At 44.5% G+C, this 21326-nt stretch carries 22 protein-coding genes and 2 pseudogenes; 16 read left to right on the top strand and 8 right to left on the bottom strand.

Annotated features, from left to right (window positions below; genetic code table 11):
* The 8 genes and pseudogenes from DW059_RS17675 to DW059_RS12155 all read right to left on the bottom strand — a co-directional run.
* Positions 1-95: pseudogene (locus tag DW059_RS17675) on the bottom strand (helix-turn-helix domain-containing protein); the annotation flags it as partial.
* Positions 96-159: 64 nt separating this feature from the next.
* Positions 160-318 (bottom strand): Maff2 family mobile element protein, encoded by a 159-nt coding sequence (locus tag DW059_RS12185; RefSeq protein WP_116705496.1) that lies wholly within the window; start codon positions 316-318, stop codon positions 160-162.
* Between the two features lie 209 nt (positions 319-527).
* A complete protein-coding gene (locus tag DW059_RS12180; RefSeq protein ID WP_117524149.1) occupies positions 528-740 on the bottom strand; it encodes a condensin complex subunit 2 in 213 nt (70 codons plus the stop codon).
* Entirely contained in the window at positions 733-2520 is a 1788-nt protein-coding gene (locus DW059_RS12175) for a VirD4-like conjugal transfer protein, CD1115 family (protein ID WP_005928544.1), read from the bottom strand. The genes DW059_RS12180 and DW059_RS12175 overlap by 8 nt, the downstream gene beginning before the upstream one ends.
* Positions 2517-2993, bottom strand: coding sequence for a PcfB family protein (locus tag DW059_RS12170; protein ID WP_005928540.1), 477 nt, complete (start codon positions 2991-2993; stop codon positions 2517-2519). Before DW059_RS12170 ends, DW059_RS12175 begins: the two co-directional genes overlap by 4 nt.
* A gap of 97 nt (positions 2994-3090) precedes the next feature.
* Positions 3091-3309: a DUF5348 domain-containing protein gene (locus DW059_RS12165; RefSeq protein WP_005422968.1), complete on the bottom strand. Its 219-nt coding sequence runs from the start codon at positions 3307-3309 to the stop codon at positions 3091-3093.
* A 23-nt stretch (positions 3310-3332) separates the two neighbouring features.
* Positions 3333-4316, bottom strand: a complete 984-nt coding sequence (locus tag DW059_RS12160) for a DUF6017 domain-containing protein (RefSeq protein ID WP_117524151.1) — start codon at positions 4314-4316, stop codon at positions 3333-3335.
* Positions 4317-4525: 209 nt separating this feature from the next.
* Complete coding sequence (locus DW059_RS12155) at positions 4526-4888, bottom strand: hypothetical protein (protein ID WP_117524153.1); 363 nt, start codon at positions 4886-4888, stop codon at positions 4526-4528.
* Positions 4889-5099: 211 nt separating this feature from the next.
* Here DW059_RS12155 and DW059_RS12150 point away from each other — a divergent pair, with 211 nt between their 5' ends.
* From DW059_RS12150 to DW059_RS12075, 16 genes and pseudogenes are all read left to right on the top strand, one after another.
* A complete protein-coding gene (locus tag DW059_RS12150) occupies positions 5100-5627 on the top strand; it encodes a hypothetical protein (protein WP_117698972.1) in 528 nt (175 codons plus the stop codon).
* A gap of 15 nt (positions 5628-5642) precedes the next feature.
* The gene (locus DW059_RS12145) at positions 5643-6992 is read left to right on the top strand and encodes an MATE family efflux transporter (RefSeq protein ID WP_330408412.1); all 1350 of its coding nucleotides are present in this window, start codon (positions 5643-5645) and stop codon (positions 6990-6992) included.
* 203 nt (positions 6993-7195) lie between these two features.
* Entirely contained in the window at positions 7196-7744 is a 549-nt protein-coding gene (gene spoVT, locus DW059_RS12140) for a stage V sporulation protein T (RefSeq protein WP_022243657.1), read from the top strand.
* A 52-nt stretch (positions 7745-7796) separates the two neighbouring features.
* Positions 7797-9901: pseudogene (locus DW059_RS16750) on the top strand (transglycosylase domain-containing protein).
* 1 nt (position 9902) lies between these two features.
* Entirely contained in the window at positions 9903-10562 is a 660-nt protein-coding gene (locus tag DW059_RS12130; RefSeq protein WP_117698971.1) for a hypothetical protein, read from the top strand.
* A 143-nt stretch (positions 10563-10705) separates the two neighbouring features.
* A complete protein-coding gene (gene srtB / locus DW059_RS12125) occupies positions 10706-11821 on the top strand; it encodes a class B sortase (RefSeq protein WP_117698970.1) in 1116 nt (371 codons plus the stop codon).
* Positions 11822-11872: 51 nt separating this feature from the next.
* On the top strand, positions 11873-13129 hold the full coding sequence (locus tag DW059_RS12120) for a leucine-rich repeat domain-containing protein (protein WP_117698969.1): 1257 nt from the start codon (positions 11873-11875) through the stop codon (positions 13127-13129).
* Between the two features lie 329 nt (positions 13130-13458).
* Entirely contained in the window at positions 13459-13689 is a 231-nt protein-coding gene (acpP, locus tag DW059_RS12115) for an acyl carrier protein (protein WP_022243652.1), read from the top strand.
* Positions 13690-13692: 3 nt separating this feature from the next.
* Positions 13693-14619, top strand: coding sequence for an enoyl-[acyl-carrier-protein] reductase FabK (fabK, locus tag DW059_RS12110; RefSeq protein WP_022243651.1), 927 nt, complete (start codon positions 13693-13695; stop codon positions 14617-14619).
* 10 nt (positions 14620-14629) lie between these two features.
* Complete coding sequence (gene fabD / locus DW059_RS12105; protein WP_117698968.1) at positions 14630-15544, top strand: ACP S-malonyltransferase; 915 nt, start codon at positions 14630-14632, stop codon at positions 15542-15544.
* Positions 15531-16271: a 3-oxoacyl-[acyl-carrier-protein] reductase gene (fabG, locus tag DW059_RS12100; protein ID WP_117698967.1), complete on the top strand. Its 741-nt coding sequence runs from the start codon at positions 15531-15533 to the stop codon at positions 16269-16271. The genes fabD and fabG overlap by 14 nt, the downstream gene beginning before the upstream one ends.
* A 93-nt stretch (positions 16272-16364) precedes the next feature.
* Positions 16365-17600: a beta-ketoacyl-ACP synthase II gene (gene fabF, locus DW059_RS12095; protein ID WP_117698966.1), complete on the top strand. Its 1236-nt coding sequence runs from the start codon at positions 16365-16367 to the stop codon at positions 17598-17600.
* Positions 17601-17614: 14 nt separating this feature from the next.
* Positions 17615-18052, top strand: coding sequence for a 3-hydroxyacyl-ACP dehydratase FabZ (gene fabZ / locus DW059_RS12090; RefSeq protein ID WP_117698965.1), 438 nt, complete (start codon positions 17615-17617; stop codon positions 18050-18052).
* 1 nt (position 18053) lies between these two features.
* On the top strand, positions 18054-19766 hold the full coding sequence (locus DW059_RS12085) for an acetyl-CoA carboxylase carboxyltransferase subunit alpha (RefSeq protein ID WP_227700682.1): 1713 nt from the start codon (positions 18054-18056) through the stop codon (positions 19764-19766).
* Between the two features lie 11 nt (positions 19767-19777).
* Positions 19778-20740 carry a beta-ketoacyl-ACP synthase III gene (locus DW059_RS12080; protein WP_117698963.1) on the top strand — a complete coding sequence of 321 codons (963 nt, stop codon included), beginning with the start codon at positions 19778-19780 and terminating at the stop codon, positions 20738-20740.
* An 83-nt stretch (positions 20741-20823) separates the two neighbouring features.
* Positions 20824-21213: a MarR family winged helix-turn-helix transcriptional regulator gene (locus DW059_RS12075; RefSeq protein ID WP_242986242.1), complete on the top strand. Its 390-nt coding sequence runs from the start codon at positions 20824-20826 to the stop codon at positions 21211-21213.
* Positions 21214-21326: the final 113 nt, after the last annotated feature.

The raw sequence follows: 21326 nt of genomic DNA, 5'->3' as shown, positions 1-21326 counted from the left end.
TGCATATTGTTTTCCTGCCTTTCTATCCATACCACCGGGGCGGCTGCCCCGGCAGGAACTTTTCTCTTATTATAGCACCAATCTTGTGAAATCACAATTTATTCTTGTATCCTGCCGCTGATACCGTCTGGATTGGTTTTCCTTTCTTTTTTGTTCCCTTTAATTAGCCATGAACTGTTTCATGCCCTGGCTTTTCGCGCCCGGATTGTCGTTTCCGTAGCCCTCCAAGAGGTTGATAACGCCCCAAATGCCAAGACCTGCTCCGAGAGCGATAACGAGTGTCTGCAAAACGCCTACTGCGCTGTTGAAAAATGCCATAATATAACTCCTTTCTGCCGCTGTGCGGCTGCCCGAAAAAGGGCATAAAAAACGGCGGTCAGTTTTCGATAACTGCCGCGGTCATAAGTCCCCGCGCTGCGTTTGTTGCTGCTGCGCGGCGGTATTCAGTTGTAGGGTGCGGCTTCCTGCCGCGATACGCGCAAGGAGTAGGGGCGCGTACCATGTAGCCCGTGTTTATTATTTTTACTTTAAGCTCCCTCCTTTTCAAAAAGCGGTGTGTAGACAGGCTTAATGCCGTACTGCCGTTCCCGGACAGCTTCGATATACTTGATATAGGAAATACCTGCCTGTCTTGTCCTGCGTTCCTGTTCCCGCTGCATTTCCTCGGCAGCTTCCACAAGCCCGCTGATAGCCCGGATTAGCTGCTGTTTTGCCTTTTTCTTTCTGATACGCTTATTCATTTTCTGTGTCCTCCTGCAAATCTGCTTCGTCAACTTCGTAATAGTCAAATACCTCGTCCGGCTTTACGATTGCAGGACGGCGGCGCAAGTGCTTTTCCATGTCAAAGGCATTTTTCTTGTCAAAGTCGGAAAGGTACTTGTACTTCGGGTGTTTGGTAATATCGTATTTTTCGGAGAAGAACGGACGCACCCCGCGTAGTTGCAAGATACATTTCCCGCCGTCCATGACCGCAATTTCATCTTCGCTCATAAGCTGCTTGCCTAACTTCTGATAGTTCAGCCCGTGGGAAAGCTCCCGTCCTCTTGTTTCGGAAGTGTTGAAGCTGTCAATGGTTTCTTTCCCCAAGATTTCCGACATTTCTTTAAGGGTCGTTTTCTCCTTGCCGCCCAAGAACAGGGTCGTATCGCAGTTGCCGACAATGGTATCGGCGTTGTCCTTGTAGATAGCCTTTAGCTGCGACTGGCTCTGCAAGATGATGGACGCGGAGATTTCGCGGCTCCTTATCGTGGCAATGAGTTTTTCAAACTTCGGTATCTGCCCGATATTTGCAAACTCGTCAAGCAGACAGCGCACATGAACAGGTAGCCGCCCGCCGTACACATCATCTGCCTTGTCACAAAGCAGATTGAAAAGCTGTGTGTAAAGGATTGATACAACAAAGTTAAAGGTGTCGTCGGTGTCGGAGATAATAACAAAAAGCGCGGTCTTTCGGTCGCCTAAGGTGTCAAGCTCCATTTCGTCGGTTTCCATCAGCTCGCGCAGTTCCCGAATGTCAAAGGGGGCAAGACGCGCACCGCAGGAAATGAGGATAGAGCTTCTTGTTTTTCCGGCAGACAGCAAAAACTTCTTGTACTGGCGCACCGCAAAATGTTCCGGGTCTTTTTCCTCCAAGCGTTCAAACATGAGGTCAACGGGGGATTGAAATTCCGGGTCGTCCTCGCGGGCTTCCGACGCATTTATCATTTCAAGCAGCGTCGTAAAGTTTTTCTCATTCTCCGGGGCTTCGTACCAGATGTAGCCGATAAGGGCGCAGTAAAAAAGCCGTTCCGATTTCACCCAAAAATCCTCGCCGGATTTTTCCCCGTCGCCTTTGGTGTTGGCGATAATGGTATTTACCAGTTTCAAAATATCCTTTTCGCTGCGCAGATAGGCGAAGGGATTGTACCGCATGGATTTCTTGAAATTGATGGTGTTTAGCACCTTGATTTTGTACCCGCCCCGCTGCAAGAGCTTTCCACACTCGATTAAAACCGTTCCTTTCGGGTCTGTGACAACATAGCTGCTGTGCATTTGCATTAAGTTGGGCTTTACAAAAAACCTTGTTTTGCCGCTGCCGGAGCCGCCGATGACAAGCACGTTTTTGTTTCTTGCATACTTCGGGTGCTTCGGGCGGCTGCTCATCATCAGCCTTTCGGTCTGCGTCAGCAGCACGTTATTTTCAAACATGGGGTCGATATATGGCTTTATATCCTCGGCATTGCCCCAACGTGCAGAGCCGTACTCCATGCCCTTACGGTATTTCTTTGCGTTCTTGCCTTTCACATAGACCGCAAGCCGGATAACGACAGCCCCGACAATGCCGATAAGCAAATCCATAGGGTTAAAACTCGGCAGGGCATTTGAAAAGGCAGCGGAAAAGCCGCTGCCAATGGAAACCAGCTTGCCGGAGAGGTCAGCCCCCGGCGAGAGCCGCACCGCCTGTCCGACTTTATCAAAGAGATACACAAAGAGCAGATAGGGGGCGTTTAGGATAAGCAGCTTCTTGATATTCGGCTTCATAGCGATACCTCCCTGTCCTTGTATTTTGTCTTTTGACGGTTCGCGTTAAGCTGCTTTGCTGCTTCCCGGAATGTGGCAAGTGCCTTTCGGATAGAGGGCTTTTGCTCCTGTGTCAGCTTCTTTGCGGAAAACTCCTTAAAGGCTGCGGTCAGAGCGTCCGCGTCCCGCCCCTTGAAAAAGACGAGATAACGGGGCGGCGTTTCGGTGCTGTCTTTCTTTAGGGCAAAGTCGATACCGTATTTTTTTGCCGTCTGCTCAAAGGCTTTGATATTGCCCTCGGTTATCTCAATGTTGGATAGCCCCGCGTTCTGCTTCGCAAGCTGCTTTAGGGTCTGCTTCCCGTGGGGCTGTTTTTCCTGCTGCTTTTTTGCCTGTGCAAGCATGGCTTTGATTGCCTTTTGCAGCGTTTCAGCGGTCAGCTTCGCTCCCTTGACAGAGAGCGCAACCACTTTTTCGTTGATTTCATCTTGCAATGTTTACCGTCCTCCTTTCCCGGTAGTAGTGATAGTGTTAAGGTGGTACGCCGCTTTTGGGCGTGAAAAAAGGGCGTCCGTTCTTCACGCCGCCCCGTTAAATCCGCACCCGCAGCCCGTTCAAGTCCTCGGCGCGGATACCTACAAGATACCAGTTGTCCCCGTACTCAATCCGGGTCGGCTTCCATTTGCCGCCTGTGAATACGTCCATGCACTCGCCGCAATGCAAGCCGCCGTAATAGTCGGCAATATCAAAGCGAATATCGTAGCGGTCAGCGGTTTCGTCAAAAATTAAAGCTCCTGTTTTCTGTGCCATGTGGTAAATCCTCCTTTTTTCGTTTACAGGCTTTCGCCCTCGTTGTAGGTGTAGTAGTCCGGGTCGCCGTATTTAGGCTTGCCGGATAATGCGCCGCTTGCCATGTCGTGAGCGACAAGGGAAGTATAGTAGCTGTCAATGGTAGACGGGGCATTGAAAAGCACCGCCTTTAGGTACTGCTTGATGTTGCGGATTTTCGTGGTGTTCTCCTGCATACAGTCAAGCACAAAGCGGATATGTTCGCTGTTCAGCTTCATAAACTTTGACTTCACAAGCTCGGCGGGGTAATCGTCCCCGGCAATACGGATTTTCTTTCTTGCCGTACAGACGGTTTCAAGCATGAGGTCAACAATTTCATTCAGACGGTCGCGGTCAAGGCTTCTGTCCTGTAAGAGAATGTCATAGGCGATATTGTCTTTGATAATTTCCTCATACACTCTGTAAGCGTCGTTCCTTTCCGTTCTTTTCCGTTCCGGCGGCTGTGCCGTTTCGTCCTCGCCATAAGGCAAGGGATTTAGGGAATGGATAGGAATGGAATGGGTACTTGATAAATCCGTATTTGATTTTTCTTTTTTTGGTAAGTTAGTTCTTTGTATATCTTTATTTAATTGCGTTGGATTTTCCAACGTAGGTTTTTCCTGCGTAGGTTTTTCCAACGTTGGATTATCCAATGTTGGATTTTCCAATGTAGGTAAATCCGATACAGGCGGGGTCTGCGGCTGCTCAAAGATTACATAGTCTGTGCCGCGCAAGCGTCCTTTCTCGTCGCGCTCCCTTGAACGGACGATATACCCGGCGCGTTCCAGTTCCTTAACGGCTTCCCGGATAGCGTCGATTTTCTCCCGGTTGATAAAGGACAGCCCCGCAAGGGTATAGTCCCAATCCTCCGGCAAGGACAGCATTTGCGATAACAGCCCTTTTGCCTTTAGGGATAGCTCCTTATTGCGTAAGTGGTGGTTGCTCATAACCGTATAGCCCTTGTTGCGCTCCACTCTGAAAACTGCCATAGCTTCATCACTCCTTGCTGCATACCTGTTACGCAATAGAAACGCGATTTTGAGGGTTTAGGTATCAATCCCTTATCCGCTGAAAACCGCGCCCGCAAAGCCGCATAAATCAAGGGCTTTTTCCTGCCTACTGCGTAACAAAGGGCATGAAAAAAGCGGCGTTCCTGTTCTTCCTTGTGGGAAGTGAGAAACGCCGCCTGTGCGGTGCGTTATTCTGCTTCTTCGGCTATGAGGTCTTGTATGACTTCGCCAAAGTCTGCCGTAAAGGAAAAAATGAAGTATTCCAAAACGGCGGGGTCTGCGTCCATAGGCTCGGCTTCTTCGGAAAAGGGCAAGCCCATAAGCCCATAGAGCATTTTTATGATTTTGAACAGCTTCCCCCGGTCGGCGGGGGTGTTCATGGTAACAAGTACGTCGGTCAAGCGGTTTACGGTTTCCATGTCGCCGCCTGTCGTTACCCATACCATTTCTGCGAATGACTGCGTGATTGCCCCGGCGACAAGGTTTACCTTATCCTTGCTGATTTCGCCGGACGGGAGTATAATACCCTTGTCTAAAAGTACGTTTTTCATGTCGTCCTCCTATAATCTGTGGTGCCAAAATGGTGCCCGGTCTTACAAAATCATCTTATACGGAGATACGGCAAGATAAATGACGATACGCGGAAAACCTTGATTTTAAGCCATTTTCGCAAGGTTTTATAAACACTTGCGCGGGCTTATAAGAAGATTTCCGTCTATCAAATCAATAAAAAATAGACGAAAAGAAAATGGGGGAACAGAGATGTTAGAATATGAAATTGAAATCGGAAAAGAAGAGCAGGATGCGCTACTTGAAATAACTTTGCAATCGGATGGATACCGGAAGAGAAGAAAAGTGGTAACGATTACTTCTGTGATTATGTGCATAATCTGTCTGCCGTCCGGAATGTTAAGCTTTATGCTTGGCAGGGCAGAAATGGGTTCACTTTTTATGATTCTTTGGGCAGCTTTTCTATATTTTGCATGCGGCGGGAAAAAGGTACAGCAGAGAGCAAGACTTAAGAGATTTTATGCAAATGCACAGAAGGCACTGGTAAGTGGCCACCGCAAGTATATTTTCAGTGAAGAAAGCATCAGCATAAAATCAGAAATAGCGGAGGGTGTGAATCTGTGGACTGCCTATAAGGACTGGGGATTCTATGAAAATTATATTTATATCAGAAATCTGTCCAATCAGGTGATTCTGGTAAGGCAGAGCGAGCTGTCAGCAGAAGACCATGCATGGCTGGTGGATTTGCTGACCCGTCATCTGGGCGCAGCGCTGGCTTAGAGGAAGCAGAATGAAATGGTGGAACGGAATCTTACTACAGGAAGTGTATTTAAAAATGTAATTATATTTTCGCTGCCATACCTTTTATCTTATTTTTTACAGACATTGTATGGAATGGCAGATTTATTTATCATCGGGCAGTTTGAAGGAGTTGCCAGCACTACGGCGGTATCCATTGGCTCACAGGTCATGCATATGATAACAGTTATGCTGGTGGGACTTGCCATGGGAACAACGGTCAGCATCGGACAGGCGATTGGAAGCAAAGTTAAGAAACGGGTGGCAGAAGGAATTGGAAACACGGTAATCCTATTTATGGGAGTTGCCCTTGTGCTGATGACGGTGCTGCTCTTGCTGACAAAACCAATTGTAACAGTAATGTCTACACCACAGGAAGCAGTAATGGGAACGATATCCTATCTTACCATCTGCTTTATCGGGATTCCTTTTATTACAGCATATAATATTATCAGTGCAATTTTCCGTGGTATGGGTGACAGCAAGAGTCCGATGTACTTTATTGCCATTGCATGTGCGGCAAATATTGTCTTGGATTATGTATTTATCGGCGGACTGCATCTTGGACCGGCAGGTGCAGCTCTTGGAACCACTTGTGCCCAGGCAATCAGTGTAGTTATTTCCCTGTGTATGATTATCAGACAGCGGAAAGAATTCTCTTTTAGCAGAAAAGATTTCAGACCGAACCGAAATGTAATGGGACAGATTTTAAAAATCGGTATTCCCATTGCATTGCAGGACGGTTTCATTCAGGTGGCATTTATGATTATCACCATCATTGCGAACCAGCGTGGATTAAATGATGCAGCGGCTGTGGGAATCGTGGAAAAGATAATAAGCTTCCTGTTCCTGATTCCGTCCTCCATGTTATCAACAGTATCTGCACTTGGTGCACAGAATATCGGAGCGGGAAAGAGGCAGCGTGCCAATGAAACATTGCGCTATGCTGTGATGATTACAGTGGGCTTTGGAATTATCGTAGGAATCTTCATGCAGTTCTTCGCCAGTCCGGTGGTGGCGTTATTTACAGATGCATCGGATGCATCGGGAGCGGAAGTGGTACGTCTGGGAGGTCAATACTTAAGGGGATATGTCTGGGATTGCATGTTCGCAGGAATTCATTTCAGCTTCAGCGGATATTTCTGTGCCTGCGGCAAATCCGGCATCTCATTTTTACATAATATCATTGCAATTACACTGGTAAGAATTCCGGGCGTTTATCTGACTTCGACTTTATTCCCGGATACCTTATTCCCAATGGGACTGGCAACGGCAGCAGGCTCCCTGCTTTCCGCAATCATCTGTGTTGTTGCATTTACAATCTTAAACCGGAAGGAAAAATCATGAAGCCGTTAATTTTGTTTGCACTGCCAGTACTGTTTGGTTGCAGCTATCAGCCAAAAATGAAAAAAGATTGATTTTGGCTAATAAAAACACCAGTGATTTAAAAATGTAAATACGAGGAAGGCTTGCATAATTCCTCCTGTTTTCCACATACTACCCATACAGCACAAAAATGGAAAGTATGTAGGAAACAGGAGGAATTTTTAATGAAAGCAACAGGAATTGTACGTAGAATAGATGATTTGGGGAGAGTTGTAGTGCCAAAGGAAATCCGCAGGACACTGCGAATCCGGGAAGGTGACCCGCTGGAAATTTTTACAGACCGGGAAGGTGAGATTATTCTTAAGAAATATTCACCGATTGGAGAACTGAGCCAGTTTGCCGGACAGTATGCAGAGAGCCTGGCACAGAGCACCGGGCATCTGGTATGTATTACCGACCGGGACCATGTGATTGCGGCTGCAGGAAACGGAAAGAAGGAATTCGAAGGAAAACCAATCAGCAGGCAGTTAGAGGAACTGATCGAAGACCGGAAAAATATTCTTGCACAGCAGGGAGACAGCAAATTTGTACGAATTACCTTAGATGATACCGGGAACTATCATGACCAGGCAATCAGCACGATTATCTGTGAAGGAGATGCCATCGGAGCAGTTGTTTTATATGAGAAAAATGAAACTGCAAAAATGGGAGAAACCGAAAGCAAGCTTGCTATTACAGCGGCGGGATTTTTAGGAAGACAAATGGAACAGTAGCCTTGTATCTTTTTATGGAACAGTGTAAAATAGAGCAATATGGAGGAATCCCATGTCCCATAAAGAGAAGAAAAAAAGGAAAAAGAAATACCGTGGTTTCTGGCTTTTTGTAAAGCTGCAGATAGTTCTGATACTTCTGGTAATCGGCGGGCTGGCGTATTACTATTTTGGCGGGTATGCCAGTCAGGTCAGTGCCATGCATGAAGAGGCAGTCCGGTTTGTAAAAGAGTCGACGAAGGACACATTCCGGGCGGAGCAGACCAGCCAGGTTTATGATGTGAATGGAACGAGAATCATGTCACTTCGTGGCACCAAGGATGTAAGCTATCTGACCAGTGATGAGATACCGGAAGAAGTCAAAGAAGCCATGGTCAGTATTGAAGATAAAAAATTTTACAGTCATGGCGGAATCGATTTTAAGGCAATTATCCGTGCAGTCTGGGCAATGGTGCGTAACGGAGAAGTAACCCAGGGCGGAAGTACCATTACGCAGCAGCTTGCAAGAACCATTTTCCTAAATAATGACAGAACGTGGCAGCGAAAAATGGAAGAAATATTCATTGCCACAGAGCTGGAAAAGAAATATACCAAGGATGAAATCTTAGAGTTTTATCTTAACAATATTTATTTTGGAAATGGATATTATGGCATTCAGGCGGCGAGCCGGGGATATTTTGATACAGATGTTTCATTTTTGTCATTGTCCCAGATGGCATATCTTTGTGCGATACCGAATAATCCGACGATGTATAATCCTTATAAGAACCCGGATAATACGTTAGGAAGGCGTGACCGCATTTTAAAAAACATGTATGAAGATGGCAAAATCAGCCGCAGGGAATATAAGGATGCCAAACAGGAAACGATTGTACTCAGCACAGCAGAGCCAACAAAGCGTTATGATGCGGTAGAGACCTATGCCTGCTATTGTGCAACACGGGCATTGATGGAGCAGCAGGGTTTTGAATTCCGGACAGATTTTTCTTCGGAGGAAGATCGAAAGACCTATGAAGAAGCCTATCAGGAGCAGTATAAAACCTGCGAACAGTCTCTTTATACAGGAGGCTATAGAATCTATACTTCCATTGATTTAAATATGGAAGAGCAGCTTCAGAATGCAGTGGATGAGAAGCTGCAGGATTTTACCGATGTCAATGAAGAGGGCATTTATACATTGCAGAGTGCGGCAGTATGCCTTGACAATGAGACTGGTTTTGTAAAGGCAGTCGTAGGCGGCAGAAGTCAGGAATATGACGGGCATATGCTAAACCGCGCCTATCAGAGTTACCGGCAGCCGGGTAGTGCCATCAAACCGTTGATTGTATACACACCGGCGCTGGAGCGGGGCTATACCCCGGATACTGTGGTGGAAGATGCACCGATTGAGGATGGACCGGAAATGCCAGTGGCAGGTATCTTGGCAGCGTAACCTTGCGTTATGCAGTAGAAAATTCCATTAATACAGTGGCGTGGAATCTTTTAGAAGAGATGACTCCCACTACAGGAATTTCCTATCTGAAGGAGATGAATTTTGCAAAGCTGTCCCCGGAGGATGAAAGACCGGCGGCATCCCTGGGTGGATTTACCAATGGAGTCTCTCCGGTAGAAATGGCGGCGGCTTATGCCACCATAGAAAATGATGGAAAATACCGGGAGCCTACCTGCATTGTAGAGATACAGGATGCAGACGGAAATGCAATCTATCAGAAAATTGTCGATGAAAAGCAGGTTTATAAAACCAATGCAGCCCGTTGGATGACCAATATATTAGAGGGTGTTCTGACACAAGGAACAGCAAAGGGACTGGCATTGTCCGAGACTGCCAGTGCAGCGAAAACAGGAACCACCAATTCCAATAAGGATGGCTGGTTTGTAGGCTATACAAAGTATTACACCACCAGCGTCTGGGTTGGATATGATATTCCGGCAGAACTTCCAGGACTGACAGGAGCCAGCTATCCGGGAGAAATCTGGTATGATTATATGGAAAATTTACATAAAGAATTACCGTATGCAGATTTTGTGGCACCTCTTGGTACAGGCGATGTTGCGGAGAGTGACACAGATGTGACAGAGGGTAATGCAGCAGAGAATGATACCGTAGAGAATGACACTACAGGAGATAATATAGCTCCGGCAGAGGAAGAAAGGCGATAATATGGAAAAGAAAGCTGATTTAAAGACAATGACCTGGAAACAGCGAATCGGATTTGTCTGGGACTATTACAGACTTGTAATACTGGCAGCAGTTGCAGTGATTATTTTGATTGGTATGACGGTACATCATTATATGACCACAAAGGAAGATGTTTCCCAGATTGTATTAGTAAATGCAAAGAGTATGCCGGCAGATGAAGAACCGGATTTCTCAGAATTCATGGAGCAATATGGATATGATACAGCAGCCCAGGAGGTTGTGGTAAATGATGCATATTATGTGGATTTAACCAGCACAGATACCAGTAATCTCTATTCCTATCAGTCCCTGCAGACAGTGATTGCAGGCGGTGGAGTAGATGTTTTGGGTGCCGATGAAATGGTTTTTGAAAATCTTGCCCAGTCTGGTGCCATAGCAGATTTGACGCAGTACTTTTCCAAAGACGAGCTGGAACAGTTAAAGGATTATATCTTCTATGTAGAGGATAAGGACACCGGAGATACTTTTGCAGCAGGCATCCGTCTTGGAGCCGGAAGCTGGCCGGTTGAACACGGTTATTATGACAAGGAATGTATTCTTGGAATTGCCCTTGGCTCCGAACATAAGGAAGCAGCGGAGCAGATGTTCCATTATTTGCTGGAAAAATCCAATTTAGACTAAAGAAAGCGCAAGATATAGACGATATAAAAATAAGAAATGGTACATTGTGTATATCTTGCGGAAAAATCTTGCGAAAGATGACAAAATGACCTATAATAAAACTACCTGGACCATGAGAAGATAAGGCAGATGAATCATAAATTATGGATGAAAAGATTTATAAAATAGGCGATTATGAATTCGAAACCTTAAGGGAATACAGGCAGGCGCAGGAAGATTTAAAGAAAATCAAGTATATTACCGATGAACTGGATATTTATGATCCGGAAGTGGCAATCCGGTTATATACCATGATGCGCACGAAGAAAATCCGTTTTAAAAGTGAAATCGGAAAATCGTTCTTCTGGTGCATTTCAGATATTGTTGCGGATAGTTCGCAGAACATGATAGAAGAAAAAATTGCCAAGGAAGAAGCGGAAGCAGAAGCAAAGCTGCCATTTCATTTTACCTGGCAGAAGGTGGTCGGCATCGTATGCATCATTGTTGCGACAGCCTGTATCGGATATTATGCGATTTCGGAATATGCGGATTATAAAGCTGCTAACAGGCTTAAGGATTTACAGAATAAGAAACAGAATAATGTAGTAGAGCACCTTGTAACAGGAACGGAGCAGATGAATCCGGAAAATACAGAAGATGCAACTGAAACAGGAGAGACAACAGAGCAGCCACTGATTATGTTAGAGGATTATGTTTCCCTGTATGCGGAAAATCCGGAATTAATCGGATGGTTACATATTCCGGATACGGATATTGATTATCCGGTCATGCAGTCTTCACAGGAAGAACCGGATTATTATCTGAAACATGATTTTGATAAAAATGACGACCTGAATGGCACCCTTTTTATCGATGCCAGAAATGATTACATAAACAGGGATACCAATATCATCATTTACGGACATAATATGAAAAGCGGAATGATGTTTGGCGAATTAAAGAAATATCTGGACGAAGATTTCTACAATGCCCATAAGACGATAGAGTTTAATACTCTTTATGAAAGAGGAGTCTATGAAGTCATTGAAGTGGGATTATCGGAGGTCCAGTATCAGGATGAAAATGTATTCCGGTATTATAATTTTCTGAATACAGATTCCGAAGAAGAATATCAGGAATATTTAAATAATGTGGCACAGCTTTCTGTATATGGCACAGAGATAGACAGTACTTATGGAGACCAGTTGCTGACTCTTTCTACCTGCAATAATTATACACAGGACGGAAGAATGTTTATACTGGCAAAGCGTGTACAGTAAGTAGATAAGAAGTATAATGTATCAAGCAGATAAAGCTAGGAGAGATGAGAGATGCAGATATTGAAAAAAGGATTTTCTATTTTTGCAGCAGTATGTTTGCTGCTGGCAGTGATACCGGGACAGACAGTCCGGGCAGACGAGACAACAGATGAAAATGGATTTACAGTAGATGACAGTGGAACACTGGTTGCCTACAGCGGAGCCGGTGGAGCAATTACAATTCCAGAGTCAGTATCTACAATTGCAAGTGGTGTATTTGCATCCAATACATCCATTACAAGTGTAACGATTCCATCTTATGTGACTGGAATGGGAAGTGCAGTTTTCTATAACTGTACAAGCCTTGGTTCTGTCAGCATAGAAGGAGATATCGGTTCTATTCCGGCAGAGACATTTTATAACTGTACAAGCCTTACCAGTGTATCTATTGGAACTTCAATTTCATCCATTGGTTCCCAGGCATTTGCAGAGTGCAGTTCATTATCCCAGTTTACAATTCCGGAATCCGTAGGAAGCATCGGGGATAAAGCATTTTATGATTGTACTTCTTTAACCGGAATTACAATTCCGGCTGGCGTTTCCAGCATCGGAAGCAACGTATTTACCGGCTGCAGCAGACTGGCATCCATCAGTGTTGCATCAGGAAATGGTACATATGCATCCAGTGACGGATGTCTTTATAACAAAGCAATGACTAGGTTAATCCGTTGCCCGGAGGGAAAATCCGGTGCAAAAATTGCGACCAGTACGGTAACCATCGGAGCAGGTTCTTTTGCAAACTGCAAGTCGGTTACTTCACTGACAGTTCCGGATTCTGTTAATACTATTGAAACAGATGCGTTCAGTGGCAGCAGTATCAGTACAATTTTGATTCCGGCAAGTGTAACGTCAATCGGAAGCCAGAGCAGCTGGAGTCCATCCGCAATTTCCGGTTATTCGGGAACACAGGCACAGGTATATGCAACCGGAAATGGAATCAGTTTCCAGAGCCTTGGAGGGGAGAATCCACAGCCGACTCCGGATAATGGAAATAATTCCAATAGCAATGGTTCAACAGATACTTCCAACAGCAACAACGGAAGTGGTTCCGCTACTACAGTAACCGGTGGCGGCACAGCAGTGACCGGCGGAAATGTGATTGGCGCTACCAAGAACAGCAATTCCGGTAAGACTGTAACTTCCGACAACCATGAGAAGGACAGCACACCAAAGACAGGTGACGGTATCAATCCGGTATTCTTCTTATGCATCGGAGTATTATTAGTAGGTGTTTACTTTGTAGTATCAAATCGTAAGAAAGCTGCATAAGCGATAGAAAAATAAAAGAAGTAACCAACATAAGACAGTGAAAGAACAGAAAAGTTCCGACACTGTCTTTTTTGCTTTACAGGAAATTGCTTTCCTGTAAAGTAAAAAACGCTCCGCGAGGATGCACACTGCGGCGTATAAGGTAGATGTCGCAAGCGACCGCCGCAGGCGCGGGAATGTGCCAAGGCACATTCTTTATTCCTTGAGTAAAAATATAGTTGACAACAGAAATGCTTATGTATATACTTTGAGTTGCAAATAATTTGATAATCAAAATATTTGTAACTCAAAGTATTATCAAAGAAAAGACAAAAAAGGAGAACAAAATAATGTTAGAGAAATTAGCAGAATTAATCAAAGAGCAGTTAAACTATGATGGAGAGGTAAAAGCAGAATCCAATTTCAAGGATGATTTAGGAGCAGATTCTTTAGACTTGTTTGAACTGGTTATGAGCATGGAAGAAGAATTCGGTGTAGAGATTCCGTCAGAAGATTTAGAGAAAATCGCAACTGTAGGAGATGTTATTGACTACTTAAAAGCAAAGGGCGTTGAGGAATAAAATATGAAAACAAGAATCACAGAACTGTTAGGAATAGAAGAGCCTGTTATCCAGGGCGGAATGGCATGGGTTGCAGAATATCATCTGGCTGCTGCAGTATCTGAAGCAGGTGGACTTGGTATTATCGGTGCAGCCAGTGCTCCACCTGAAGTGGTTCGGGAGCAGATTCGCAAGGTGAAGGAACGCACCAGCAAACCATTTGGTGTAAATGTCATGTTGATGAATCCGAATGCACCGGAAGTGGCAAAGGTGGTAGTTGAGGAGCAGGTTCCGGTTGTCACAACAGGAGCCGGAAATCCAGCCAAATTCATGAGCCTCTGGAAAGAAGCAGGTGTTAAAGTAATTCCGGTAGTAGCAAGTGTAGCCATGGCAAAACTTATGGTCCGCGGTGGCGCAGATGCTGTTGTGGCAGAGGGAATGGAATCCGGTGGTCATATCGGTTCCACTACAACTATGGCATTGGTGCCACAGGTGGCAGATGCCATTGATGCACCGGTGATTGCAGCCGGAGGAATTGCAGATGGAAGAGGAATGGCTGCAGCATTTATGCTGGGTGCAGAAGCAGTTCAGATGGGAACAAGATTTGTGGCAGCTAAAGAATCTATCGTACATGCAAACTACAAAGAGAAGCTGATAAAATCCAAAGACATTGATTCTGAAATAACAGGTTCCAGTACCGGACATCCAATCCGTGTCATCCGTAATAAGATGAGTCGTGAGTATCTGAAGATGGAAAAAGAAGGCGCAACATTAGATGAATTAGAACAGCTTACCCTTGGTTCCCTCCGCAAAGCAGTGATGGACGGCGATGTGGTAAATGGAAGTCTGATGGCAGGTCAGATTGCCGGAATGATACAGGATGAATTGTCCTGTAAGGAAATTATTACTTCTATCGTATCAGAAGCAGAACGTCTGATGAATCGGAAATAAGGAGAAGAAAATGAGTAAGGTTGTATTCATGTTCCCTGGACAGGGAGCGCAGTATATTGGAATGGGCAAAGATTTCTATGATGCCTGTGAAGAGAGTAAAGCCGTATATGAGCTTGCTTCAAAAGTAACCGGACTTGATATTGCAAAGCTTTGTTTTGAAGAAAATGAAGAAATCAATATTACAGAGTATACACAGATTGCCATGCTGACCACAGAGGCAGCAATTTATGCAGCATTAAAGAAAGCTGGAAAAGAACCGGCAGCTTGTGCAGGATTAAGCCTTGGAGAATACGGTGCATTGATTGCATCCGGTGTCATGAGTATGGAAGATGCATTCCGTGTCATTCGTGCAAGAGGAATCTTTATGCAGGAAGCAGTACCAACCGGCGGAGCAATGGCAGCCGTTTTAGGACTGGATGCGAAGGCAATTGAAGAAGTATGCAGCAATACCGAAGGAATTGTATCTATAGCAAATTATAACTGTCCGGGACAGATTGTAATTACCGGAGAAGAAGCGGCAGTAGAAAAAGCTGGTGTAGCATTAAAGGAAGCTGGAGCAAAGCGTGTGGTTCCGTTAAAAGTAAGCGGACCGTTCCATTCCGCCATGTTGACCGGAGCCGGAGAAAAATTAGCAGAAGTATTGGAAAATACAAAGCTGCAGGAATTTAGCATTCCGTATGTAACCAATGTGACAGCAGATTACGTTACCGCAACAGAACCGGTAAAAGAGCTGTTAAAGAAGCAGGTATCTTCTTCTGTAAGATGGCAGCAGAGCATCGAGCGTCTGATCGCGGACGGTTATGATGAATTCGTAGAAATCGGACCGGGACATACTTTATCTGGATTTATGCGTAAAATCAACCGGGATGTCAAGACGATAAGCATTGAAAAACTGGAGGATTATAAAGCCTATGTTGGAGAATAAAGTAGCACTGGTAACCGGTGCAGCCAAAGGAATCGGCCGTGCCATTGCACTTCGTCTGGCAGAAGAAAAAGCAACGGTAATTGTAAATTACAATGGCAGTAAAGAGCGGGCTGAAGAAGTAGTAAAAATGATTACCGATATGGGTGGCAGAGCAGAATCCTATCAGTGCAATGTGGCAGATGACGAGGCATGTCAGACCATGATCAGAGATATCATAAAGAAATATGGACATCTGGATATTCTTGTAAATAATGCAGGAATTACAAGAGATAATCTTGTGATGAAGATGAATGATGAAGAATTTGATGCAGTCTATGAGACAAACTTAAAAGGCGTATTCCATTCCATTCATCATACATCCCGCTATTTCTTAAAACAGAAAAGTGGAAGGATAATCAATATATCATCCGTATCCGGAATTTCCGGAAATGCCGGACAGGCAAATTATTGTGCAGCCAAAGCCGGAGTCATTGGATTGACTAAGAGTGTTGCAAGAGAACTGTCCTCCCGTGGTATTACTGCAAATGTAGTAGCACCGGGAATGATTGAGACCGATATGACAAAGGACTTACCGGATACGGTAAAAGAAAATATGTTTCATAACATTCCACTGGGAAGAATCGGAAAGCCGGAAGAAATTGCGGCAGCAGTTGCATTCTTAGCATCCGAAGAGGCAGGTTATATCACAGGACAGGTGCTGGCTGTAGATGGCGGAATGACTATGTAGATGCAGAAATAATACTGGCTGATGAAAAAGCTAGAAAGAACAGCGGATGACGAATGACGAGAGATGGATTGTTTAGATAGAGAGGATAAGAACATGAATCGTAGAGTTGTAGTAACAGGATTGGGTGCAATTACCCCGATTGGAAATAATGTGCCGGAATTCTGGTCTGCAGTAAAGCAGCAGAAGGTAGGTATTGGAGAGATTACACATTTTGATGCAACAGACTATAAATGTCATCTTGCAGCAGAAGTAAAGGATTTTGATGCAAAAGAATATATGGATTTTCGCTCTGCAAAGAGAATGGAAGCATTCTGCCAGTTTGCCGTAGCGGCAGCCGGAGAAGCACTGGAGGATTCCGGACTTTCCATGGAAGCAGAGGATGCATACCGTGTGGGTACTTCCATCAGTTCCGGAGTCGGAAGTTTACAGGCAATCGAAAGAGAGCATAGTAAATTATTGGAAAAGGGACCGGGAAGAGTAAATCCGTTATTTGTCCCGATGATGATTTCCAATATGGCAGCAGGAAATGTATCCATTCAGTTTGGATTAAAAGGAAAGAGCTTAAATATCAGTACCGCCTGTGCATCCGGAACGAATGCCATTGGTGAAGCCTTCCGTACCATCCAGTATGGTGATGCAGAAGTGATGGTAGCAGGTGGAACAGAAAGCTGCATTACTCCGCTTGGAATAGCAGGATTTACATCTTTAACCGCACTTACTTCTTCAGATGATCCAAAACATGCATCCATTCCGTTTGATAAAAACAGAAGTGGATTTGTTATGGGAGAAGGTGCCGCAATTGTAATTTTAGAAGAATTAGAACATGCCAAAAAACGTGGAGCAAAGATTTATGCAGAAGTAACCGGATATGGATGTTCTTCGGATGCATACCATATTACATCTCCGGCAGAGGATGGTGCAGGTGCAGCAACCGCAATGATAAATGCAATGAAGGATGCCGGTGTAAATCCGGAGGAAATTACTTATATCAATGCCCATGGAACCAGCACCCATCATAATGACTTATTTGAGACAAGAGCAATCAAGCTGGCGTTTGGTGAGCATGCAAAGGATATCCGGATTAATTCCACCAAATCCATGATTGGACATCTTCTTGGAGCAGCAGGAGCCATCGAGTGCCTGACCTGTGTAAAGGAAATCGAGGAAGGTTACATTCATGCAACGGTAGGTTATGAGACACCGGATGAAGAACTGGATTTGAATTACTGCAAAGAGGCATATGAAGAAGAAGTGCCATATGCCATCAGCAATTCACTGGGCTTTGGCGGACATAATGCAAGTCTGCTTCTGAAAAAATATCAGGCATAAAGGAGAAGGAAACTATGTCAGTACTGACAACGAAAGAAATTATGGAAATCATCCCACATCGTCATCCGTTTCTTCTGATTGACACGATTGAAGAACTGGTGCCGGGACTTCGTGCAGTAGGGAAAAAATGTGTTACCTTTGATGAACCTTATTTTGCAGGACATTTTCCGGGAGAACCGGTAATGCCGGGTGTTTTAATTATAGAAGCACTGGCACAGACCGGCGCGGTTGCAATGCTCTGTCAGGATGAATTCAAAGGAAAAACCGCATATTTTGCAGGAATCAGCAATGCAAAATTTAAGAAAAAGGTGGTTCCGGGGGATGTACTTGTTTTAGAGACAGAAATCATAAAAGTAAAGGGACCGATTGGAATTGGAAAGGCAACTGCAACAGTAGATGGAAAAATAGCTGCAACAGCAGAGTTGACATTTGCGATTGGAAGTGGTGAGTAAAGTGAGCAGATTACTGGATAAAATCAAGGAAAATAGAGCTGTAAAGGATGCCACAGAAGGTATTTTACAGGAAGAAAAAAAGAAAGAGGAAGTACTTTGTAAAGCCTGTGGCAAAATGGTAAACAAAGCAGAGGTAGTAAGAAACCGCTATGTCTGTTATGAGTGTGGAGCATATTTCCGCGTAAAAACCGGAAACCGCCTGAAGATGGTATTAGACCCACAGAGCTTTGAAGAATGGTTTGCCGAAGAGCATGGAACGAATCCGCTGGATTTTCCGGGCTATGTCGATAAGCTGACGGCAGTCCGTGAGAAAACCGGATTAAAAGAAGCAGTTACCGTAGGAAAAGGTAAGATTTACGGAGAAGATGCGGTTATTGGTGTGTGTGATGCCAGATTTATGATGGGAAGCATGGGTCATGCCGTCGGAGAGAAAATTGCGGGAGCAGTAGAACGTGCTACGGAAGAAAAACTTCCGGTTATTCTTTTCTGCTGTTCCGGCGGAGCCAGAATGCAGGAGGGTATTGTATCCCTGATGCAGATGGCAAAGACAGCAGCAGCTTTAAAGAAACATTCCGATGCTGGACTTTTATATATTTCTGTATTAACTGACCCGACAACCGGAGGTGTAACAGCAAGCTTTGCTATGTTAGGTGATATTATTTTAGCAGAGCCTGGCGCACTGATTGGATTTGCCGGAGCAAGAGTAATTGAGCAGACCATCGGACAGAAACTGCCGGAGGGATTCCAGAGAGCAGAGTTCCAGTTAGAGCATGGTTTTGTGGATGCCATTGTAGAGCGGAAAGATTTAAAGAAACGTCTGTATGAAATCCTTCGTATGCATAAAGTAAGTGGATATGCCAAATTTGACCCGGCAACTGAAGTAGATGGAAGACCGACAGAGCTGATGCGGGAACGCGCTTACAATACAAAAGAAAAGAGTGCATGGGAAAAGGTTAAGATGGCACGTAAGGTAGACCGTCTGTCCGCAGAGGATTATATCAACAGTATCTTTACCAAATTCATAGAATTTCATGGAGACCGTTATTACAGGGATGACCCGGCAATTGTGGGCGGTATCGCATACCTTGACGGACAACCGGTTACGGTAATCGGAATCCAGAAGGGAAAGGACATGAAGGACTGCATGCGTCATAATTACGGAATGCCGTCTCCGGAAGGATACCGTAAAGCAATCCGCCTGATGAAGCAGGCAGAAAAATTCCATCGTCCGGTTATCACCTTTGTTAATACAGCCGGAGCATTCTGCGGTATGGAAGCAGAGGAAGGCGGACAGGGAGAAGCTATTGCAAGAAATCTTTATGAAATGTCAGGGTTGAAAGTTCCGGTTATTACCTTTATGATAGGAGAAGGCGGAAGTGGTGGTGCATTGGCACTGGCAGTTGGAAATGAAGTCTGCATGATGGAGAATGCAACTTATTCCGTACTTTCTCCGGAAGGCTTTGCATCTATTCTCTGGAAGGATGGCAAGCGTGCCAAAGAAGCAGCAGAAGTAATGAAGATAACAGCAAAGGATCTTTTAGAACTTGGCATTATCGAGAAAATTATACCGGAGTATGGTGGAGCAGATGATGAGGCATTGAGTTCCATTGCAGTTTATATGCATAAATGTATCCGCGAATTTTTAGAATCATATGAAGGAAAAAGCGGAGAAGAGATTGCAAAAGCACGTTATGAACGTTTCCGTAAATTTTAAAGGAGCAGAGCATGAACATTCGAATATGTGGAACTGGAAGTGCGTTACCGGAAAGAAAAATTACCAATGACGATTTAAGTCAGATTATGGATACTTCCGATGAATGGATTTCCAGCAGAACAGGAATAAAAACAAGACACCTTGCAACGGAAGAGACAACGACATCACTTGCCACAGAAGCTGCAAAAAAAGCACTTGCAGATGCAGACATGAAGCCAGAAGAAGTGGAACTTATCATTGCAGCGACGGTAACACCGGATCATCTTGTGCCGACACTTTCCTGTGAAGTGCAGCGGGAAATCGGAGCAGTGAATGCCGTAGCCTTTGACCTTGGTGCAGCATGTTCCGGATTCTTATTTGCATTGAGTACAGCACAGGCATATATTGCCAGTGGCAGATTTAAAAATGCACTCTTAATCGGAGCAGAAGTACTTTCTAAAATTATGGACTGGAATGACCGCAGTACCTGTGTTCTTTTTGGAGATGGCGCAGGAGCAGCTGTAGTCCGGGCAGACGAAGAAAATATCTGTCATGTGGTGCAGGGCTCAGACGGTGCGAAGGGACTGGTACTGGCATGTGAGAACCGTCCAGTCAATAATCCGTATCATAAGATGGAAAGTCCGCTGGGTTATGTAAGCATGAATGGACAGGAGGTTTATAAATTTGCTGTCCGCACAGTTCCGGCAACCATTACAAAGGTGCTGGAAGAGGCAGATTTAAAGGCAGAGGAAATTTCACTTTTTGTATTGCATCAGGCAAATTTAAGAATTATTGAGGCGGTAGCAAAACGATTGAAACAGCCGATGGAAAAATTCCCGGTAAATCTGACAGAATGTGGCAATATTTCGGCAGCAAGTGTGCCGATTTTGCTTGATAATATCAACCGGCATGGTATGATACATAGAGGAGATAAAGTTGTACTGGCTGGTTTCGGCGGCGGACTCACATGGGGCGCAGCGGTACTGGTCTGGTAAAAGGAGATAAGAATGAATGCGGATAAAACCTTAAATGACATTCTGGTAAAGCTGTTTAATGATTTGATGGAAATTGAGGAAAAATGCTTAATCTCCGGAGAATTCATGAACATTTCCGGAATGATATGCATATTATTGAAGCAATTGGTCTGGATGAACCAAAGCGGATGTCGGAAGTGGCGGCGAGGATGAATGTTACAACAGGAACCCTGACAAAAGCTGTTGAAGCACTGGAACAGAAAGGTTATGTAAATCGTTGCAGAAATGACAGGGATAAAAGGGTAGTCCGTGTATCACTCACCGATTCCGGAGTCCGGGCATATGAGCATCATGCACGTTTTCACAGCAATATGATACATGATATCAAGGAGAGCCTGAGTGACCAGGAGAGTGAGATTCTGATTGGAACACTGGGAAAACTGGTGAAGTTCTTCCAGAAGAAATATGAACCATATCTGAAAAATAAAAAATAGTATATTTATACAAAAAAAGAAGTGGAAAAGGGAAATAAAAAACTGTTTTCTACTTCTTTTTAATTACAAAAATGAATTTTCCTGGTACAAAACTTGCAAAAAAGAAGAAAAAG

This window comes from Roseburia sp. AF42-8 (assembly GCF_003435965.1).
Taxonomy (GTDB): Bacteria; Bacillota; Clostridia; order Lachnospirales; family Lachnospiraceae; genus Roseburia_C; species Roseburia_C amylophila.
This window is presented reverse-complemented; position numbering and strand designations above follow the sequence as displayed.

What these genes read in the sequence shown, in the direction of transcription:
- DW059_RS12185 (WP_116705496.1), bottom strand. Translation starts at nt 318, where the DNA reads ATGGCATTTTTCAACAGCGCAGTAGGCGTTTTGCAGACACTCGTTATC.
- DW059_RS12180 (WP_117524149.1), bottom strand. Translation starts at nt 740, where the DNA reads ATGAATAAGCGTATCAGAAAGAAAAAGGCAAAACAGCAGCTAATCCGG.
- DW059_RS12175 (WP_005928544.1), bottom strand. Translation starts at nt 2,520, where the DNA reads ATGAAGCCGAATATCAAGAAGCTGCTTATCCTAAACGCCCCCTATCTG.
- DW059_RS12165 (WP_005422968.1), bottom strand. Translation starts at nt 3,309, where the DNA reads ATGGCACAGAAAACAGGAGCTTTAATTTTTGACGAAACCGCTGACCGC.
- DW059_RS12160 (WP_117524151.1), bottom strand. Translation starts at nt 4,316, where the DNA reads ATGGCAGTTTTCAGAGTGGAGCGCAACAAGGGCTATACGGTTATGAGC.
- DW059_RS12155 (WP_117524153.1), bottom strand. Translation starts at nt 4,888, where the DNA reads ATGAAAAACGTACTTTTAGACAAGGGTATTATACTCCCGTCCGGCGAA.
- DW059_RS12150 (WP_117698972.1), top strand. Translation starts at nt 5,100, where the DNA reads ATGTTAGAATATGAAATTGAAATCGGAAAAGAAGAGCAGGATGCGCTA.
- DW059_RS12145 (WP_330408412.1), top strand. Translation starts at nt 5,643, where the DNA reads ATGGTGGAACGGAATCTTACTACAGGAAGTGTATTTAAAAATGTAATT.
- spoVT (WP_022243657.1), top strand. Translation starts at nt 7,196, where the DNA reads ATGAAAGCAACAGGAATTGTACGTAGAATAGATGATTTGGGGAGAGTT.
- DW059_RS12130 (WP_117698971.1), top strand. Translation starts at nt 9,903, where the DNA reads ATGGAAAAGAAAGCTGATTTAAAGACAATGACCTGGAAACAGCGAATC.
- srtB (WP_117698970.1), top strand. Translation starts at nt 10,706, where the DNA reads ATGGATGAAAAGATTTATAAAATAGGCGATTATGAATTCGAAACCTTA.
- DW059_RS12120 (WP_117698969.1), top strand. Translation starts at nt 11,873, where the DNA reads ATGCAGATATTGAAAAAAGGATTTTCTATTTTTGCAGCAGTATGTTTG.
- acpP (WP_022243652.1), top strand. Translation starts at nt 13,459, where the DNA reads ATGTTAGAGAAATTAGCAGAATTAATCAAAGAGCAGTTAAACTATGAT.
- fabK (WP_022243651.1), top strand. Translation starts at nt 13,693, where the DNA reads ATGAAAACAAGAATCACAGAACTGTTAGGAATAGAAGAGCCTGTTATC.
- fabD (WP_117698968.1), top strand. Translation starts at nt 14,630, where the DNA reads ATGAGTAAGGTTGTATTCATGTTCCCTGGACAGGGAGCGCAGTATATT.
- fabG (WP_117698967.1), top strand. Translation starts at nt 15,531, where the DNA reads ATGTTGGAGAATAAAGTAGCACTGGTAACCGGTGCAGCCAAAGGAATC.
- fabF (WP_117698966.1), top strand. Translation starts at nt 16,365, where the DNA reads ATGAATCGTAGAGTTGTAGTAACAGGATTGGGTGCAATTACCCCGATT.
- fabZ (WP_117698965.1), top strand. Translation starts at nt 17,615, where the DNA reads ATGTCAGTACTGACAACGAAAGAAATTATGGAAATCATCCCACATCGT.
- DW059_RS12080 (WP_117698963.1), top strand. Translation starts at nt 19,778, where the DNA reads ATGAACATTCGAATATGTGGAACTGGAAGTGCGTTACCGGAAAGAAAA.
- DW059_RS12075 (WP_242986242.1), top strand. Translation starts at nt 20,824, where the DNA reads ATGCTTAATCTCCGGAGAATTCATGAACATTTCCGGAATGATATGCAT.